Source organism: Phaeovulum veldkampii DSM 11550 (assembly GCF_003034995.1).
In the GTDB taxonomy this organism is placed as follows: domain Bacteria; phylum Pseudomonadota; class Alphaproteobacteria; order Rhodobacterales; family Rhodobacteraceae; genus Phaeovulum; species Phaeovulum veldkampii.
Genome location: NZ_PZKF01000033.1, coordinates 1 through 17,668, shown reverse-complemented (window position 1 = coordinate 17,668; position 17,668 = coordinate 1). Strand labels below are relative to the sequence as shown.

Below are 17,668 nucleotides of genomic sequence, written 5' to 3'. Positions count from 1 at the left end.
GCAGGCGGCCACGGCGGGGCAGGGGTGCCGCCTCAGGCCTCTTTCGACATCCGCTTGCGTTCGTGCGGGTCCAGATAGCGTTTGCGCAGGCGGATGATCTTGGGCGTCACCTCGACCAGTTCGTCATCGTCGATATATGCGATGGCCTCTTCCAGGCTCATCCGCACCGGGGGCGTCAGCCGCACCGCCTCATCCGTGCCCGAGGCGCGGACGTTGGTCAGTTTCTTGCCCTTCAGCGGGTTTACCTCCAGGTCGTTGTCGCGCGAATGCTCGCCAATGATCATGCCGGTGTAGATCTGTTCCTGGGCGCCGATGAACATCTTGCCGCGCTCTTCCAGGTTCCACAGGGCATAGGCCACCGAAACGCCATTCTCCATCGAGATCAGCACACCCTGACGGCGGCCCTGGATCGGCCCCTTGTAGGGCGACCAGGCGTGGAAGATGCGGTTCAGCACGCCGTTGCCGCGGGTGTCGGTCATGAACTCGCCCTGATAGCCGATCAACCCGCGCGACGGCACATGCGCCACGATCCGCGTCTTGCCATGGCCTGCGGGACGCATTTCGACCAGTTCACCCTTGCGGCTGCCGGTCAGCTTGTCGATCACGACGCCGGAATATTCGTCATCGACATCGACGATGACCTCTTCGATCGGCTCATGCCGAACCCCGTCGATGTCGCGGTAGATCACCCGCGGGCGCGAGATCGACAGCTCGAACCCCTCGCGGCGCATGTTTTCGATCAGCACGCCCATCTGCAATTCGCCGCGGCCCGACACCACAAAGGCATCGCCCCCCGGCGTATCCTCGACCTTGATGGCCACGTTCGATTCGGCCTCTTTCATCAGCCGTTCGCGAATCACGCGAGACTGCACCTTTGACCCGTCGCGCCCGGCCAGCGGGCTGTCGTTGATGCCAAAGGTCACGCTGATGGTCGGCGGGTCGATCGGCTGGGCGGGCAGCGCGGTATCGACCGACAGGTCGCACAAGGTGTCGGCCACGGTGGCCTTGGTCATGCCCGCGATGGTGACGATATCGCCCGCCACCGCCTCGTCGATGGCCTGCTGGCCGAGGCCGCGGAAGGCCAGGATTTTCGAGACGCGGAACTGTTCGATCCGGTCGTTGGTGCGGGACAGCGCCTTGAGCGTATCGCCCACCTTCAGTCGGCCGGATTCGACCCGCCCCGTCAGGATGCGGCCGATGAACGGGTCCATTCCCAGCGTGGTGGCCAGCATCCGAAACGGCTCGCCTTCATGGGCAAGCTGTTTCGGCGCCTCGACATGGCGCACGATCAGATCGAACAACGCCGACAGATCCTTGCGCGGGCCATCCAGCGTCTCGTCGGCCCAGCCGCCGATGCCGGAGGCATAGACATGCGGGAAATCAAGCTGTTCGTCGGTGGCACCAAGGTTGGCAAAGAGGTCGAACACCTCATCGAGCGCGCGGTCGGGTTCGGCCGCGGGCTTGTCCACCTTGTTCAGCACGACGATGGGTTTCAGCCCCAGCGCCAGCGCCTTCGACGTCACGAATTTGGTTTGCGGCATCGGGCCTTCGGCGGCATCGACCAGCAGGCAGACGCCGTCCACCATGCTCAGGATACGCTCCACCTCGCCGCCGAAATCGGCGTGGCCGGGGGTATCGACGATGTTGATGCGCGTGCCTTTCCATTCGACCGAGGTGGCCTTGGCCAGGATGGTGATGCCGCGTTCGCGTTCGATGTCGTTGCTGTCCATCGCGCGTTCGGCCACAGCCTGATTTTCGCGAAACGCGCCCGATTGTTTCAGAAGCTGATCGACCAGGGTCGTCTTGCCGTGGTCAACGTGCGCGATGATCGCGATATTGCGAAGGTCCATGGGTCCTGCCGTTTGATGCTGCGGTGCCGCGCATAGTCGAAATGCGGTCCTTTGGCCAGCCTAATGCGAGGCGGTTCGGGAAAAGAGATGGATCACGAGGATTCCGGTGATGATCAGGCCAAGGCCCAGAAGCGCGGGCAGGTCGAGTTTCTGCCCGAAGATGAAGCGCCCTGACAGCGTGATCAGAATGATCCCGATGCCCGACCACAGCGCATAGGTGATGCCCAGCGGCAGTTCCTTCAGCACCAGCGTAAAGAACCAGAACGCCCCGGCAAAGCCGATGGCCACCCCGACCGAGGGCCAGAGCCGGGTAAATTGCTGGCTGGCCTGAAGGCAGCTTGACCCGAAGGTTTCGAACAGCACGGCGATCAGAAGGTAAAGATAGGTTTTCATCACGGATCACGTCGCAATATAGCGGTCGCGCCGGTGGTTGATCGCGATCACCACGTTCAGCACCAGCGCGCCCAGGGCAGACCAGGCAACCGTCTGCCAGTCGCGTATCAGCAATGCGACAGAAAACAGGCACGCGTCAAAGATCATCTGCGTCCAGCCTGCACGAAAGCCGGTGCGGTCTTGCAGATACAGCCCCAGAATGCCGATCCCCCCCAGGCTCGCCCCATGGCGGAACAGCGCCAACAATGCCGAGCCCGAGACAAAGCCGATCAGCACCGCCCCCACCGCCGGGTGCAGGCTGGCAAAGCTGACATAGTCGGGCAGCACCATCGACAGCCCCGACAGGGCGGCAACGGCCAGAAAGGTTTTTACCGTAAAGGCCAGCCCCATGCGGCGGTAGCCCAGCCAGTAGAAGGGCAGGTTGATGGCAAAGAACACCGGGCCAAAGCCCCAGCCGGTGACGTAGGAAATCAGCACTGCCAACCCGGCGGTCTGGCCGGTGACAAAACCCAGATGGGTCAGCATCACGATGCCAAAGGCCGCCATGCCCGCACCATAGGCCAGGGCCTGTGCGTCTTCGGTCAGGGTATGGCGTGGCGGCCGGGTCATGGCGGCGTCATGCCGCAGCACGCGCCCGGCGTCCAGCCCCGGTGTTGCCCGCCGGGCGCGTGTCGGCGCGGATCGGGTCGGCCAGCAGTCGCAGCCCGTTCAGCACCACCAGAACCGTGCCGCCTTCGTGGCCTATCACCGCTAGCGGCAGCGGCAGTTCGAAAAACAGCGCGCCCGTGACCAGAAGCAGCATCGCGCCCATGGCAAAGGTCAGGTTCTGCTTGATGATGATCGCGGCACGCCGGGCCAGCCGATGCGCCGCGGCCAGCCGCGCCATGTCCTCGGACAGCAGCGCCACATCGGCGGCCTGCAACGCGACGTCCGAGCCGGCTGCGCCCATCGCGATGCCCACATCGGCGCGGGCGAGGGCGGCGGCATCGTTCACCCCGTCGCCCACAAAGGCCACCTTGCCATGCGCCGACAGGTCGGCCACCAGCCGCAGCTTGTCTTCGGGCAGCAGTTCGGCGTGGATATCGGCGCGGTCGATCCCCAGCTCTGCGCCAATCCGCTCGGCCACGGTGCGGCGGTCGCCGGTCATCATGGCAATGTGGCCCACCCCGGCCCGGCGCAGCGCGGCGATGCCCGCGGCCGAGGTTGCGCGCGGCTGATCGGCAAGGCTCAGCCCGCCCAGCACCTGCGCGCCGCGCCCCAGAATGACCACTGTCTGAGCGTCGTCCAGCCGCCCCGCCAGCGCGAGCGCCGCGCTTTCGGCCCCCATCCGGGCCGCAAGTCGCAGGTTGCCCGCCCAGACCGGCCCGTCGGCATCGGTGCCGGTCACCCCCTCGCTGTGGATTGCGCGCACATCGGACACCGGTGCCGGAGGGATGCCGCGGGCATCCGCGGCGCGGCGGATCGCATCGGCGATCGGGTGTTCGGAATTCGCCTCGATCCCGGCCAGCAGCCGCAGCACCGCGGCCTCAGTCCCGGTCGCGGCCACGATCAGCCCCACCTCGGCGCGGCCCGTGGTCAGGGTGCCGGTCTTGTCAAATGCAAAGCTGCGCACCTTGGCCAGCGTTTCCAGCGCGGCGCCGCCCTTGAACAGAACGCCCCCCCGCGCCGCCGCCGACAGCGCCGACAGAATCGCGGCAGGAACCGAAATCACAATCGCGCAGGGGCTGGCCGCCACCAGCAGCGTGGCCGCGCGGTAAAGCGCATCCTGCGGCGGGCGGCCCAGCCACAGGAAGGCCAGATAGGCGGCGATCGACCCCAGCAGAACCGCCACCGTATAGCGCTGCCCGAACCAGGCGCTAAACCGTTCCGAGGGGGCCTTGGCCGCCTGCGCCTCGGTCACCAGTTGCACCATGCGTGCCACCGTGCTGTCGGCGGCGGCGCGGGTGACCGTCACTTCCAGCACGCCAGTCAGGTTGACCGTCGCCTCATAGACCTTGGCGCCGGGGCCCTTTTGAACCGCGCTCGATTCCCCGGTGATGGTGGATTCGTCGATCGAGCCCTGGCCCTGCGCGATCACCCCGTCCACCGGCATCTGCGCGCCGGGGCGCAGCACCACCACATCGCCGGGCCGCAGCGTTTCGACCGCCACCTCGGTCACGCCCGAAGTGCCCTTCAGCAGCGCGGTATCTGGGCGCAGTTCCATCAGCGCCTCGACCGCGCGGCGGGCGCGGCCCATCGCGCGATGCTCCAGCGTGGTCGAGATCGAGAACAGCGTCAGCAGCACCGCGCCTTCCAGTGCCGCCCCCACCGCCGCCGCGGCCGCCGCGGCGACGACCATCAGCAGGTCGATGTCCAGCTTGCCTTCGCGCAACAGCGCCTCCAGCGCGGCAATCGTCGCGGGCACGCCGCCGGCCAGATAGACCAGCCCCAGCCCCGCCAGTTCCAGCCTTGCAAGCGTCAGCCAGCCCATCCCGCGTTCGCCCAGATCCAGCCCGCCCGGCCCCAGCAGGCTGGGGTGCACAAAGGCCCCGGCCAGCGCGACAGCCATGCCCAGCATGGTCAGCCCGGTCAGGACCGCCAGCGCGCGGTCGGAGGAAATATTGAAACTCATGGTGCCGCGCCCCTTTCGGCCACGCCTCGGTGCCGAAGACAGCCTACTGCCTCGCCATTCCTGACAACAGCCTGAAAGCGGCTGCGGCCGCGACAGTCAGACGCGGGGTCAGACCGAAACCGAGGCCCGCACCGCCTCGCGCCCCAGTTCCGCCTTGGTGCCCGCCAGATCGACCGCCCCGCGCTTGAGCACATAGAACCGGTCGGCCAGCCCATAGGCAAAGTCGAAATACTGTTCGACCAGCACAATCGCCATATCGCCACGCCCGCGCAGATAGTCGATCACCCGGCCGATCTGCTGGATGATGTTGGGCTGGATGCCCTCGGTCGGTTCATCCAGCAGCAGCACGCGCGGGCGCATGATCATCGCGCGGGCGATGGCCAGTTGCTGTTGCTGGCCGCCCGACAGATCGCCGCCGCGGCGCTGCGCCATGTCCTTCAGCACCGGGAACAGGTCATAGATTTCGGCGGGAATCCGGTGTCCGCCACGCGGCAGAACCGAAAACCCGGTCTCAAGGTTTTCGGTCACGGTCAACAGCGGAAAGATCATCCGCCCCTGCGGAACCACCGCCACCCCGCGCCGCGCCATCGCCTGCGCGGGCAGGGGGGCCAGTTCCTCGCCGTCCAGCCACAGCCTGCCGCCCGACCGCGGATGGCTGCCCGCCAGCGCCTTCAGCAGGCTGGTCTTGCCTACGCCATTGGTGCCCATCACGCAGGTCACCTCGCCCGCGCGGGCCTCCATGTCGATCCCGTAGAGGATCTGGCTACTGCCGTAATGCAGCGTAAGACCTTGGGTTTTCAGCATCATCCCCGCCCCAGATAAACCTCGATCACCGCCGGATTGCGGGTGACGTGATCCAGCGATCCTTCGGCCAGAACCGCGCCCTCATGCAGCACCGTCACCTTGCAGGCCAGCCGCCGCACAAAGTCCATGTCATGTTCGACCACCACCACGGCGCGGGTTTTTGCCAGATCGACCAGCAGCCGCGTGGTGTGTTCGCGTTCGGCCAGCGTCATGCCGGCGGCGGGTTCATCGACCAGCAGCAGCCGCGGCTCCTGCGCCAAAAGCATCCCGATTTCCAGCCATTGTTTCTGCCCGTGCGACAATTCCCCGGCTTTGCGGGGCAGATGGTCGGCCAGCCCGACCTCGGATGCCAGCTCGGCCACGCGGGCATGATGTTCGGGCCGGGGGCGCCAGCGCAGCACTGCAAACGGCCCCCGGTCGGCCTTGAGCGCCATCATCAGGTTTTCGGCAACGCTTTGATCTTCGAATACCGTCGGGCGCTGAAACTTGCGCCCCACGCCCGCGCGCGCGATCTGCGCCTCGGTCATGCCCAGCAGGTTCACCGACCGCTCGCCAAACAGCACCTTGCCGCTGTCGGGCCGGGTTTTGCCGGTGACGATATCCATGAAGGTGGTCTTGCCCGCCCCGTTCGGGCCGATTACCGCGCGCAGCTCGGCCGGGCCGATCTCGAACGACAGATTGTTGATGGCACGGAAACCGTCAAACGTCACCGAGATGCCCGACACTTCCAGAAGTGCGCTCATTCCTTGGCCTCCTGTTCGCGCAGGGCGCCGTCACCGGGGCCAAGCGCCGCGCCGCGGCGGTCGGGGGCGCGCAGCCCCGCGATCAGGTCGAACAGCCCGCCGATGCCGCGCGGGGCGTAAAGCGTGACCAGCACGAACGACAGCCCCAGAACGATCTGCCACCAATCGACCCATTTCACGGTGTAAAAGCCAAGGTTCAGGTCGGGCGCGCGTCCGCCGGTGAACCAGCTTGACAAGAGCGACACGAACACCGCCCCGATCACCGCCCCGTAAAGCCGCCCGCGGCCGCCGATGGCGACCCAGACCGCCAGATAGATCGAGGCGATGGGCGCCATTTCCGCGGGGTTGATGATGCCCGCCTGCGGGTAATACAGCGCCCCCGCAATGGCCGTGATCACGGCGGTCAGGGTAAAGACGGTCAGCTTGTAAACCTCGACCGGATAGCCCAGAAACCGCACCCGCGCCTCGTCATCGCGGATCGCGCGGATCACGCTGCCGAACTTGCCCGAAACGACCCAGGCCGCCAGCGCATAGCCCAGCCCCAGCGCAGCCGCCGAGGCCCAGAAAAACCACACCGATAGCCAGTCTTGCCCCACCGCCTCGGCGCCGGGGATGTTTTGCAACCCTGACAGCCCGTTGTTGCCGCGCAGCCCACTGTCGTTCTGAAAGAGATAAAGCGCCAGCGCCAGCGTCATCGCCTGCGTCAGAATCGACAGGTAAACCCCGGTCACGCGCGAGCGGAACGCAAGCCAGCCAAAGACCAGCGCCAGCGTGCCCGGCACCAGCACCACAAGCGCCAGTTGCGCCGGCAGCGACCCGGCAAAGGCCCAGATCGCGGGCAAGTCCGACCCGCCGACGACGCCAAAGATCTGCGAGGCGATGCCATCGCGGATTTCCTGCGGGGTGGGCGGCAGGCCCGCGCCCGCCAGCGCCTCGACTACGATCACCTCGGTTCGGGCATACATCAGCCACATGCCGATCATGTAGCCGCCCAGCGCGAAGAAAGCGAAATGCCCAAGGCTCAGGATGCCCGCAAAGCCCCAGATCAGGTCCATGGCAAGGGCGATCAGACACAGGCACAGGGTCTTGCCCAGCGTCTTCACGAACGAGGTGGAGATCAGCCCCGCCCCCGCCGCCTCGGACAGGAACGTGACGGCCAGCGTGAACAGGGCCAGCGTGGCCAGGAAGATCAGCACAGAGGGATTTCGGGAGAGGCTGCCAGGTGTCATGCGCGGACCTTTGCGGTTGGGCCGGGGGTTTCACACCCCCGGACCCCCGTGGGATATTTCGACCAAGGTGAGGGGAAGGGCATGGATCAATCCCCCGCGGCGCGGCCCTTGAGGGCGATGATCCCCCGCGGGCGGAACTGGATGAACAGGATGATGAACAGGATCATGTAGGTCTGTGCGGCCAGCGTGTTCGAGGGGTTCAGCCATTCGATCCCCTTCTGGAAGAACCCGATCAGGGTGGCGCCTGCTAGCGTGCCCCAGATATTGCCCACTCCCCCCACGACCACGGTCATGAAGCTTTGCACGATATAGTCGGACCCCAGTTCGGAGGTGACCTTGGCGAACAGCCCGATCGCCACGCCCGCCACCCCCGCGATGCCTGAGCCGAGGCCGAAGGTCAGCATGTTGATGCGATCCGGGTTGATGCCCATCGAGGCAGCCATGCCGGGGTTTTGCGTGACGGCGCGCACTTCGAGGCCGAGGCGGGTGCGTTTCATGATGAAGAGGAACAGCCCCAGAAACATGAGCGCCAGCACAAAGATGGCGATGCGGATATAGCTGATCGACACGACATCGTTCAGCACCCAGGCCCCGTCGAGCCAGGCGGGCGAGGTCAGCGGGCGGGCCTGCGTGCCGAAGATGTTTTTTGCCAGTTGTTGCAGCGCGATGGAGATGCCGAAGGTTGCCAGAAGCGTTTCCAGCGGGCGGCGGTAGAGATGGCGGATCACCAGGCGTTCCATCGCCACACCGGCGGCGAAGGTCACGGCAAAAGCCATGGGCAGCGCCACAAGGATCGAGGTCGTGTAATCGGGGATGATCTGCTGCGTGACGTAGCCGGTATAGGCGCCCAGCATGATGAAATCGCCATGCGCCATGTTGATCACCCGCATCACGCCGAAGGTGATGGCCAGCCCGATGGCCGCAAGGAAGTAGATCGAGGCCAGCGAGAGTGCATCAAGCGACAGGTCGGCGGCCTGCATCGCGCCCACCTTGAGTGAAATCCGGGCCAATGCGGCCTGTGCGGCGGTGGTCACTGCCGGGTCGGGTTCGGCATAGACATCAAAGAAACGGTGCGCGGCGATGGCGGCCGTCACCTCGTCTTCGGTGGCGGCGGTGGGCACAAGGCCTGCCTGTTCCAGCGCCGTGTAGGCGCGGTCGCGGGCGGCCTGATCGGCCAGATCGGCCACCGCCACGCCGCCCACGCTACCGCCCTGCGCATGGGCCAGAAGTGCTGCGCGTTGATCGGCCAGGGTCAGACGGGCGGGGGCGCGGCCTGCGGCCACGAGCAGGTCATAGGCAGCTTCGAGTGCGATATCGGAGCCCGGTTCCAGTTCGGCTGCGATGTTCGCACCTTCGGGTGCGGCCGTTGCGGCGATACGGGTGGTCGCCAGCAGCGGGTTCAGCGCACCGCGCAGGTCCAGCCCCAGATCGGCGCCAAAGCTGTCGATCGCGGCCACGCGGGTGGCGCTGTCGGGGTGAAAGCGCAGGGTCAGCAGGCTGGCCAGACGCGCCTTTCGGGCGGTGATCGCCGGATCGGTTTCGCGGGCCAGCGAGGCGGCGAGGGGTTCAAGGTGGTCGGGCAGGGGATCGCGGGCAATCGATGCCAAGGCGGCTGCGCGTTTCGCAGGATCGGGGTCAGACAGTTGGAATTGCACCAGTGCCGTGGCGATCAGGCCGCGCACACCGCTGTTGGGTTTCAGCGCGGTAATTTCGGCCTTGGCCGCGCTGCCCGCCGGGGTGCCCGCCGGATCGGTCAGGGCAAAGCCCTCGGGCGTTTCGGTCAGCAGGAAAAACGCGCCGTCGGATTTGCGCAGGCCCAGCCGCTTGTCGGCCCAGGCCTCCAGCACCGCCTGCGCGGCGGGATCGCCGCTTGCGGCCAGCGCGCCGATCACCGGGCCGATGCTTTGCCGCGAGGATTTCTCGATCAGCGCCCGGTTTTCGGTCAAAAGCTCTGCTGCGGTTTCAGCGCGCAAGGCCGCCGGCGCGGTGAAAAGGATCACCGCGACCAACATCATCAGTATCTGCCGCATGTTTGCCCCCGGCATGAAAAGGGAGGGGGCGGGCGAACCCGCGCCCCGCCCGGTTCAGTAGTTCGACTTGATCTGCACGCAGGTCTTGGTTTCGGTGTTGTACATGCCGCAGCCAAGGCCCGGCCAATCGCTTTCCAGCTTGGCCGATTCCGGCAGGAAGTCGGTCCAGGCGTCGCCCGCCACCGGCTCGGTCTGGCTGATGATGTCGAACTGGCCATCGGCCTGAATCTCTCCGATCAGCACCGGCTTGGTCAGGTGGTGGTTGGGCAGCATTTTGGCCACGCCGCCGGTCAGGTTCGGCACCTCAAGCCCATACATTGCGGTGCGCACGGCATCGACATCGGTTGTGCCCGCCTTTTCCACCGCCTGCACCCACATGTTGAAGCCGATCACATGCGCCTCCATCGGGTCGTTGGTGACGCGGTTTTCGCCCGCAAAGGCCTTCCACCTGGCGATGAATTCGGCATTCGCCGGGGTGTCGGCCGACTGGAAATAGTTCCAGGCCGCCAGATGGCCGACAAGGTTTGAGGTATCCAGCCCCGACAGTTCCTCTTCGCCGACCGAGAAGGCCACCACCGGAATGTCGTCGGCCGAAACGCCCGCGGCTGCCAGTTCCTTGTAAAAGCCCACGTTGGCATCGCCGTTGATGGTCGAGATCACGCCCACCTTCTTGCCGTCGGCCCCCAGCGCCACCACGTCAGCCACGATCTTGGACCAGTCGGAATGGCCGAAGGGGGTGTAATTCACAAAGATGTCGTCCTTGGCGATGCCTTTTTGCTGAAGGTAGCTTTCAAGGATGTTGTTGGTGGTGCGGGGGTAGACATAGTCGGTGCCCAGCAGCGCAAATTTTTCCACGCCCAGCTCTTCGAGGAAATAATCCACCGCCGGGATCGCCTGCTGGTTCGGTGCGGCGCCGGTGTAAAAGACGTTCTTCGAACTTTCCTCGCCCTCATACTGCACCGGGTAGAACAGCAGGCCGTTCAGCTCCTCGATCACCGGCAGCACCGATTTGCGGCTGACCGAGGTCCAGCAGCCGAACATCACATCGACATCCGAGACGGTCAGCAATTCGCGCGCCTTTTCGGCAAACAGCGGCCAGTCGGAGGCCGGATCGACCACCACCGCCTCGATCTTCTTGCCCAGAACGCCGCCTTTGGCGTTCTGTTCCTCGATCAGCATCAGCATGGTATCTTTCAGAGTCGTTTCCGAAATTGCCATCGTGCCCGACAGCGAATGCAGCACGCCCACCTTGATCGTGTCGTCGGCGGCCTGCGCGGCGCTGGCAGCCAGCGCCAGGACCAGCGCCATAGCGGTCCCTGACATGGTTCCCTTGAATGCGGTCATATTCCCTCTCCTGTGGTGGTCGCGCCCCGCCCGGATCATCCGTCCGGGTTCTGGCAGGCGGCTGAGCCGTTGATCCATCGCGGCGCCGCAGGCAGCCGCAGGAAAAACAGAACCGCGATGCCGCGGTGCGGCAAGCGGTGGGCCAAGGCGCGGCAAGCGCGCGTCAAAAAATCCGCAAAGCTGCCGGTTTCGCAGGCGAAAGCGGGTCGTATGAGGAAAAAACGTGCGGATTTTGGTTGGTTGGGCGGCCTTCTTCGGGCGCTTAGCCAATCTCGCTGAGGTCAAGCGTAACACCGCGCTTGCGGCAGCTTTCCTCTACGGCGGCGCGCAGACCGGGGTTTCCCGCGATCAGGCGCTTGAAGCGGGCGTCGTCCAGCCGCAACAGCGTGCCGTGGCTGATCGCGGTGACCTGTGCGCGCCGTGTGCGCCGGGTCAGGATCGCCAGTTGCCCCACCATCTCGCCGCGCCCAAGCCGCAGCTTTTGCCCCGCGGTTTCGGCCTCGACCGCGCCCGAGGCGATGAAGAACACGTTGCGCGCCGCGTCGCCTTTGCGGATCAGCACCTCGCCGGGTTGCACATAGACCGTGGAAAGCCGCCGGGCGAGGCGGCGGCGCTGATCTTCGGTCATGTCGGCAAACAGCGGAAACTGGCGCACCAGTTCCGATTTCTGCACCGCCAGATCGAGTTTCGGGCGCTGCTCCAGCCGGGCGCGCTCGGCGCCGATGCGCTGGCGCAGGGTCAGGTGCAACTCGCGCCCGATCAGCCCGTCGTCATGCAACAGGTCGTATTCGTGTTCCTCAAGCCGCAAGGCTGTGCGGCGGATGAAACCGCGCTCGATCTCGTCGGAATAGCCGGGGTATTGCAGCCGCAGCGCCTCCAGCGCGGTTGCCGTTTCCTCCTCTCGGCGGCGCAAGGATTCGTGGAGAAGGTCGGCCAGACGGCGGCCATGGATGCGGCGGATCTTGCGGTCGATATAGCTGTGCAGGTCGCGCAGGATCAGCCGTTGGTTCAACAACAGTTCGAACCTGTCGGCCGTCATCCGCGCCAGCGCCCCCGACAGCCGCAGCCGGTTATGCGCCAGCACCGCCCAGCGGTGCCAGCGGCCATAGCCCAGCGCCTGCCGCCCGGCCTCACGATAGGCGGTGCGCCCGCCGGTGCGGGTGCGTTCGATCAGCCGGTCGGCATCCGACAGCATCTGTTCCACCAGCCGCGGCGAGATCAGTTGCTGTCGGAACCCTTCCAGAATCAGGTCGCGTTCGCGCCCGGCCAGCGCCAGCAGGCCCAGTGTCACGCGGTCACGGTCGGGGATATCGCCCGCCGATTCGGCTCGCGCCACGGCCTTGTCCAGCCGCTCGCCGAACCGTTTGGCCTCGGCGCGCAGGATGTCGTGGTCCAGTTCATGCTCTCGCAGGGTTTCGGCCACCTCTTCGCGCACGTTTTGCAGCGCAACCGCGATCACCTGATTGGACAGCGCCAGATCCAGCGGCGCAAGCCTGGCCAGCCCCAGCCGTGTGATGATCCAGCGCAATGTGGTGCCTTGGGCAAACAGCGTGAACAGGGTAAAGCCGGTGGCCAGAATCCCCACCAGCCGCTTGACCTCGGGTGGGACCAGCGGGTTTTCGGTCACCGCCAGCGCCAGCGCCAGCGTGACCGCCCCGCGCAGCCCCCCCCACAGAATAGCCACCCGGTAGGGCCGTTCCACCCGCGGCGACAGCCCTGCAAGGCTGAGCAGCGGCAGCACCCCCCACAGCATGACCACCCGCGCCGCAATGGCCGCCGCCGTCACCACGCCGATCAGCACCACATCCCACAGATGCACATCGCCCAGCAGCCGCGGGATCAGCAGCGCCGCCAGTATGAAGATGAACGCCCCTGCCCAATGCGCCAGCACATCCCAGACGCCGCGCAGATAGGACCAGACCGCCGGGGCAAGCCGCCCCGGCCCCATCAGGTTCATCGTCATCCCCGCCACCACCACCGCGATCACCCCCGAGGCGCCCAGCGCGCGTTCCGACAGGATGTAGGTGACATAGGGCAGCGCAAGCGACAGCGTGACCTGCGCCATTGGATGCGCGGGCATCCTTGCCATCACCGTCAGTCCGACCCGCGCCGCAACCCAGCCGATGGCCACCCCGCCAAAGATCAGCGTGGGAAAGCCCACAAGCGCATCGCGCAGCGTCGGGTTTGGCACGCCCGCCATCACAAATGTCAGGAAAAAGCCGAATAGCGCGATGGCGGCGGCGTCGTTCAGCAGGCTTTCGCCCTCGACAATGCGGGTCAGCCGCTGCGGGGCGGCGATGTTGCGAAAGATGCTGACCACTGCCGAGGGGTCGGTGGTCGAGACGATCGACCCCAGCAGCAGGCAGGCCAGAAGCGACAGGCCGGTGATCGGTTGCAGCGCGGCACCGACAAAGATGGTGGCCACCACCACCGCAGCCACGGCCATCACCAGAATCGGCACCCAGTCATCCATCATCCGGCGCAGATTCAGCCCCAGCGCCACCTGAAACAGCAGCGTCGGCAGAAACACGTAAAGAAAGACTGACGACCGGATCGGCAGCGACAGCACCGCCAGCGCCTGCGGGTCGAAATTGTTGCTCAGGTCGCTGGCCTGCAACAGCACCGCCCCGCTGCCCAACAGCGCCCCCACCACCGCCAGCACCACGCTGAACGGCAACCTCAGCCGCGTTGCCAGCGGCTCGGACAGGCTGATCACGATCAGCAGGGCCGCAATGGCCCCGACAAGGACAACGATACTCATATCGTGGTGATACCGGGTCAGGCGCGTTCGGGAAAGTGCCGCAAGGGCGCAGCGCGACGCGGGGCAGGTGCAGGGCAGATTCAGGCGGTCAGCACCGGCGGTGGCGGGGCAAAACCCAGCCGCGCCAGCGCGTCGCCAATCTCGGGGGCTGACATCAGCAGCGACCAGATCAGGCCGGTCCGGTGGTTCTCGATCATGATCACGATGGGCCCCTGGTCGATGGCCAGCGTCGCCTCGGCCACCCAGCCGGTGCCGGGGCAGAAGGCATCGCGAAAGCCCCATTCGCCCCAGACCTGCGGATGGTTGGTCAGCAGGTGGCGCAGCGCGCGCAGCGACAGGTCGGGCACATAGGGCATCGCCGACAGCGCCGCGGTGGGGGTGATCACGCCCAGGTCGTTCAGCGGCGAATGGGCGGTATAGCCGCCCGGCGTATCCGAGGCCGTCAGCCCCCAGCAATCGGGGCCATATCCGGCATGGCCCTGCGGGTTGGCGATGCAATGGGCGCGGTTGATCAGCGTATGGTGCAGGTTCTGGCGCCAGTAGTCGGCGTAACGATCGGCCAGCCCGCGCGGATCGAGCCCGAGAAAGGAATAGTGCGAAAAGAACAGCGGCCCGCCCATCGGCGGCCCAAGCGGCAGGTCGTAGCCGTGATGCACCGCGCCGTTGCGGAATACGGGGCTGTCGGTCCAGCCCTGATGATAGCAGTTTTCGGGCACCGGATGGCTGGGCGAGGCGACCGCCAGAACATAGGTGATCAGGCATTCGTTCCAGCCGGTGACGCGGTGGCGCATGGCAAAACCGTGCCGTGGGCTCCAGTGCCAGTACAGCGCGGGGTCGCCCGGTTGCAGATGCGCATCCCAGCGGATGCCGCGCCACAGCCGGTCGGCGGCGTCGCGCAGGGCGGCGTCACCGGGGGCGTTGAAATACTGGCGCAGGCACAACAGCCCGGCAGCCAGAAAGGCGGTTTCCACCAGATCGGCGCCATCGTCGCGGGCCGAAAACGGCACAATCCGGCCCGTGGCGCCATCGTGGAAATGGCCCCAGTGGCCGTTGCGGCGTTCGGCCTGTTCCAGAAAGGCCAGCATCCGCGACAGCCGGTCCACCACGGCGGCGCGCGGTAGCCAGCCGCGTTCGGCGGCGATGATGTGGCACATCAGCCCCATGCCGGTGCCGCCGATCGTCACCACATCGCGGGTGCTGCGATCGCGCGCCAGATGGCTGACCGGGTGGGCGTGATCCCAGAAATAGCTGAAATGCGCGCGCTGCACTGCCTCCAGCAGAGCGGCATCGTCAAGGCCGGCATCGGGGATCATGGCGTGGCTCCTTTCAGCCCGATCACGCGGGTATAGAAGTTCTCCTGATCGTTGCGGTGGGCCAGCACCACGAAGGCAGTGCCGGGCAGCCGGGTTTTCAGCAGCGCCAGCAGGTCATGCCCCGCGCCATCGTCCAGCGCGCTGAGACAATCGTCCAGCATTGCCCAGTCGGGGGCATGCAGGATCAGCCGGGCAATGCCCAGCCGCTGGCGGTCACCCAGCGACAGGTCGGCATCCCAATCGTTGTGCTCGGTCAGCCGGTCCACCAGATGGCCCAGCCCCGCATCCGTCAGTGCCCGCGCCGCTCGGTCGGATGCGAAATCCACCGAGCCCTGCGGATAGGCCAGCGCATGGATCAGCGTTCCATCGGGAATATAGGGCTGTTCGCACAGAAACATCGCCCGGAACCCCGCGGGTCGCAGGATGCGGCCCTGCCCCCAGGGCCAAAGTCCGGCCAGCGCCATGAATAACGTGGTCTTGCCGCTGCCCGGTGCGCCGAGGATCAGCACCCGCTCGGCGGGGGCGATCTCGACCCTCGGCTCGGACAAGGTCACGCAGCCTTGCCCCCCGTCGGGCAGGCGGACCGCAAGCCGGTCCAGCACCAGCCGGTCGGTTGTGGCGGCGTCAGCCTCGATCCGGGGGGCGGGGTCGTGGTCTGCGTCCAGCGCATCAAGGCTGACCAGCAGCGCGCTGACCCGTTGCAGCGCGGCCTGCCATTCGGCAATGCCGGGGTAATTGTCGATGAACCAGCGCAGCGAGTTCTGCACCTGATTGAAGGCACCCACCACCATCATCAGGCTGCCCAGCGTCATGTTGCCCGCAAAATAGCCCGGCGCCGCCACCAGAATCGGAAACACCAGCCCGATCCAGCCATAGCCCGCGGTGATCCATGTCAGCCGGGCGCGGGCATTGGCCAGCATCTGCAATGCCACGACCAGATGCCCCAGCGCCCGGCCCGTCTGCGCGCGTTCGCCCGCCTCGCCACCCTCCAGCGTGATGACCTTGGCGTTTTCGCTGATCCGCACCAGTTCTGTGCGAAATACCCCTTCGCGTGCAAAGGTTTCGGCGTTGCGCGCCACCAGCGGCCGCCCCACCGCCCAGGTCAGGACCGAGCCGATCAGCGTGAAGGCCAGCGCGCACCAGACCATATAGCCGGGGATCGTGAAACTCTCGCCCCGCCACGAGAACACCACCTCGGCCGACAGCGTCCACAGCACGCCCAGAAAGCTGACCAAAAGCAGGCTGGCCTGCCCCAGCCCGATCGTGAAGGCGATGGTCAGATCGGTCAGCCGCGCCGCATCCTGCGAAATGCGCTGATCGGGGTTGCGCGCAATCTCGCCCGAAAAGCCCAGCAGATAGGCGCGCCGGGGTTGCAGCCAGGCCGACAGCACATGGTCCGTCACCCAGGCGCGGGCCTTGACCTTCAGTGTGGCGTCGATCCAGGTCTGCGCCACCCCCAGCGTCAAAAGCCCCGCAACGATCACAAAGAACACCCCGATCTCGGCCACGAAATCGGGCAGGTTGCGGCGTTCGAGGGCGTTGTAAAAGGCGCCTTGCCACTGGTTCAGCCGCACCTGTCCAAAGGTATTGGCCAGCACCACGGCAAACACCGCCGCCAGCATCAGCGCAATCAGCCGGGCCTGCCGGGGGGCGCCGCGCCTCAGTCTGCGCAGCAGCCACAGCGCCGTGCCGGGCACGGATCGGCCTACCGCGGCGCGGGCTTTGCTGGTATCGCTGTTGTCAATCGGCACGGGATCGGATCTCGGGTGTTGGCCGGGTCCGGGCGCAGGCCCGAGCCGGAAGGAATGTGAGGCACTAACAGGGGCGGGCCAGACATGGGGGACACTTCTGCCGATCCGGGCCGCCTGCTGGCGCAGATGACACTGCCCGAGAAGGTTGGTCAACTGACCATGATCACCGGCGAATGGGCGCAGACCGGGCCAAAGGCAATGCCGGTCTCGGTCGATGCGATCCGCGCGGGCGCCGCGGGCAGCATTCTCAACCTGTGGTCGCCCGATGCGGTGCGCGCCGCACAGCGCGCCGCGGTCGAGGGCAGCCGTCTGGGCATTCCGCTGCTGGTGGGGTTTGACGTGGTGCATGGTCACCGCACGATCTTTCCGGTGCCACTGGCCGAGGCTGCGGCCTTTGACCCCGACCTGTGGCAACGCACCGCCGCCGCCGCCGCATCCGAGGCCGCCGCCGATGGTATCGGGCTGACCTTTGCACCGATGCTGGATGTGGCGCGCGATCCGCGCTGGGGCCGGATCTGCGAGGGGCCGGGGGAATCGCCGGTGCTGGCGGCGCGATGGGCTGCGGCCAAGGTGCGCGGATTTCAGGGCGCGGCGCTGGCCGATCCGGCGCGGATTGCGGCCACCGCCAAACATCTGGGCGCCTATGGTGCGGTTGCGGCGGGCCGCGATTATGCCAGCGCCGACCCTTCGCCGCGCGACCTGGCCGAGGTGCATCTGCCCGCCTTCGCCGCCGCCGTTCAGGCGGGCGTGGCGGCAATCATGCCCGCCTTCAACGACATCGCCGGCCAACCCGCCACCGCGCACACCGATCTTTTGCAGGGCTGGCTGCGGGGGGGGCA

Annotated in this window: 13 protein-coding genes; 1 reads left to right on the top strand and 12 read right to left on the bottom strand. The window is 66.5% G+C overall.

Annotated elements, in window-relative coordinates; all coding sequences use genetic code 11:
- Positions 1–32: 32 nt before the first annotated feature.
- The 12 genes from typA to C5F46_RS12530 form a co-directional block, all read right to left on the bottom strand.
- Complete coding sequence (gene typA / locus C5F46_RS12585) at positions 33–1,850, bottom strand: translational GTPase TypA (protein WP_107325697.1); 1,818 nt, start codon at positions 1,848–1,850, stop codon at positions 33–35.
- Positions 1,851–1,910: 60 nt separating this feature from the next.
- On the bottom strand, positions 1,911–2,243 hold the full coding sequence (locus tag C5F46_RS12580; protein ID WP_107325696.1) for an SMR family transporter: 333 nt from the start codon (positions 2,241–2,243) through the stop codon (positions 1,911–1,913).
- Between the two features lie 6 nt (positions 2,244–2,249).
- Positions 2,250–2,852 carry a YitT family protein gene (locus C5F46_RS12575; RefSeq protein WP_107325695.1) on the bottom strand — a complete coding sequence of 201 codons (603 nt, stop codon included), beginning with the start codon at positions 2,850–2,852 and terminating at the stop codon, positions 2,250–2,252.
- Positions 2,853–2,859: 7 nt separating this feature from the next.
- Positions 2,860–4,854 (bottom strand): heavy metal translocating P-type ATPase, encoded by a 1,995-nt coding sequence (locus C5F46_RS12570; protein ID WP_107325694.1) that lies wholly within the window; start codon positions 4,852–4,854, stop codon positions 2,860–2,862.
- Between the two features lie 108 nt (positions 4,855–4,962).
- On the bottom strand, positions 4,963–5,661 hold the full coding sequence (gene urtE, locus C5F46_RS12565) for an urea ABC transporter ATP-binding subunit UrtE (RefSeq protein WP_107325693.1): 699 nt from the start codon (positions 5,659–5,661) through the stop codon (positions 4,963–4,965).
- Positions 5,658–6,401: an urea ABC transporter ATP-binding protein UrtD gene (urtD, locus tag C5F46_RS12560; RefSeq protein WP_107325692.1), complete on the bottom strand. Its 744-nt coding sequence runs from the start codon at positions 6,399–6,401 to the stop codon at positions 5,658–5,660. The genes urtE and urtD overlap by 4 nt, the downstream gene beginning before the upstream one ends.
- Positions 6,398–7,630, bottom strand: coding sequence for an urea ABC transporter permease subunit UrtC (gene urtC / locus C5F46_RS12555; protein ID WP_107325691.1), 1,233 nt, complete (start codon positions 7,628–7,630; stop codon positions 6,398–6,400). Before urtC ends, urtD begins: the two co-directional genes overlap by 4 nt.
- Before the next feature lie 86 nt (positions 7,631–7,716).
- Positions 7,717–9,645, bottom strand: a complete 1,929-nt coding sequence (gene urtB, locus C5F46_RS12550) for an urea ABC transporter permease subunit UrtB (RefSeq protein ID WP_407947325.1) — start codon at positions 9,643–9,645, stop codon at positions 7,717–7,719.
- A 69-nt stretch (positions 9,646–9,714) separates the two neighbouring features.
- Positions 9,715–11,004: an urea ABC transporter substrate-binding protein gene (gene urtA, locus C5F46_RS12545; protein WP_107325690.1), complete on the bottom strand. Its 1,290-nt coding sequence runs from the start codon at positions 11,002–11,004 to the stop codon at positions 9,715–9,717.
- Positions 11,005–11,266: 262 nt separating this feature from the next.
- Complete coding sequence (locus C5F46_RS12540) at positions 11,267–13,765, bottom strand: cation:proton antiporter (protein WP_107325689.1); 2,499 nt, start codon at positions 13,763–13,765, stop codon at positions 11,267–11,269.
- A gap of 80 nt (positions 13,766–13,845) precedes the next feature.
- Positions 13,846–15,078 carry a glucoamylase family protein gene (locus tag C5F46_RS12535; RefSeq protein WP_107325688.1) on the bottom strand — a complete coding sequence of 411 codons (1,233 nt, stop codon included), beginning with the start codon at positions 15,076–15,078 and terminating at the stop codon, positions 13,846–13,848.
- Complete coding sequence (locus C5F46_RS12530; RefSeq protein ID WP_107325687.1) at positions 15,075–16,829, bottom strand: ABC transporter ATP-binding protein/permease; 1,755 nt, start codon at positions 16,827–16,829, stop codon at positions 15,075–15,077. The genes C5F46_RS12535 and C5F46_RS12530 overlap by 4 nt, the downstream gene beginning before the upstream one ends.
- Positions 16,830–16,913: 84 nt before the next feature.
- Here C5F46_RS12530 and C5F46_RS12525 point away from each other — a divergent pair.
- Positions 16,914–17,668: glycoside hydrolase family 3 N-terminal domain-containing protein (locus C5F46_RS12525; RefSeq protein ID WP_328588576.1), on the top strand; the 755-nt coding region annotated here is incomplete at its 3' end.

What these genes read in the sequence shown, in the direction of transcription:
- typA (WP_107325697.1), bottom strand. Translation starts at nt 1,850, where the DNA reads ATGGACCTTCGCAATATCGCGATCATCGCGCACGTTGACCACGGCAAG.
- C5F46_RS12580 (WP_107325696.1), bottom strand. Translation starts at nt 2,243, where the DNA reads ATGAAAACCTATCTTTACCTTCTGATCGCCGTGCTGTTCGAAACCTTC.
- C5F46_RS12575 (WP_107325695.1), bottom strand. Translation starts at nt 2,852, where the DNA reads ATGACCCGGCCGCCACGCCATACCCTGACCGAAGACGCACAGGCCCTG.
- C5F46_RS12570 (WP_107325694.1), bottom strand. Translation starts at nt 4,854, where the DNA reads ATGAGTTTCAATATTTCCTCCGACCGCGCGCTGGCGGTCCTGACCGGG.
- urtE (WP_107325693.1), bottom strand. Translation starts at nt 5,661, where the DNA reads ATGATGCTGAAAACCCAAGGTCTTACGCTGCATTACGGCAGTAGCCAG.
- urtD (WP_107325692.1), bottom strand. Translation starts at nt 6,401, where the DNA reads ATGAGCGCACTTCTGGAAGTGTCGGGCATCTCGGTGACGTTTGACGGT.
- urtC (WP_107325691.1), bottom strand. Translation starts at nt 7,630, where the DNA reads ATGACACCTGGCAGCCTCTCCCGAAATCCCTCTGTGCTGATCTTCCTG.
- urtB (WP_407947325.1), bottom strand. Translation starts at nt 9,645, where the DNA reads ATGATGTTGGTCGCGGTGATCCTTTTCACCGCGCCGGCGGCCTTGCGC.
- urtA (WP_107325690.1), bottom strand. Translation starts at nt 11,004, where the DNA reads ATGACCGCATTCAAGGGAACCATGTCAGGGACCGCTATGGCGCTGGTC.
- C5F46_RS12540 (WP_107325689.1), bottom strand. Translation starts at nt 13,765, where the DNA reads ATGAGTATCGTTGTCCTTGTCGGGGCCATTGCGGCCCTGCTGATCGTG.
- C5F46_RS12535 (WP_107325688.1), bottom strand. Translation starts at nt 15,078, where the DNA reads ATGATCCCCGATGCCGGCCTTGACGATGCCGCTCTGCTGGAGGCAGTG.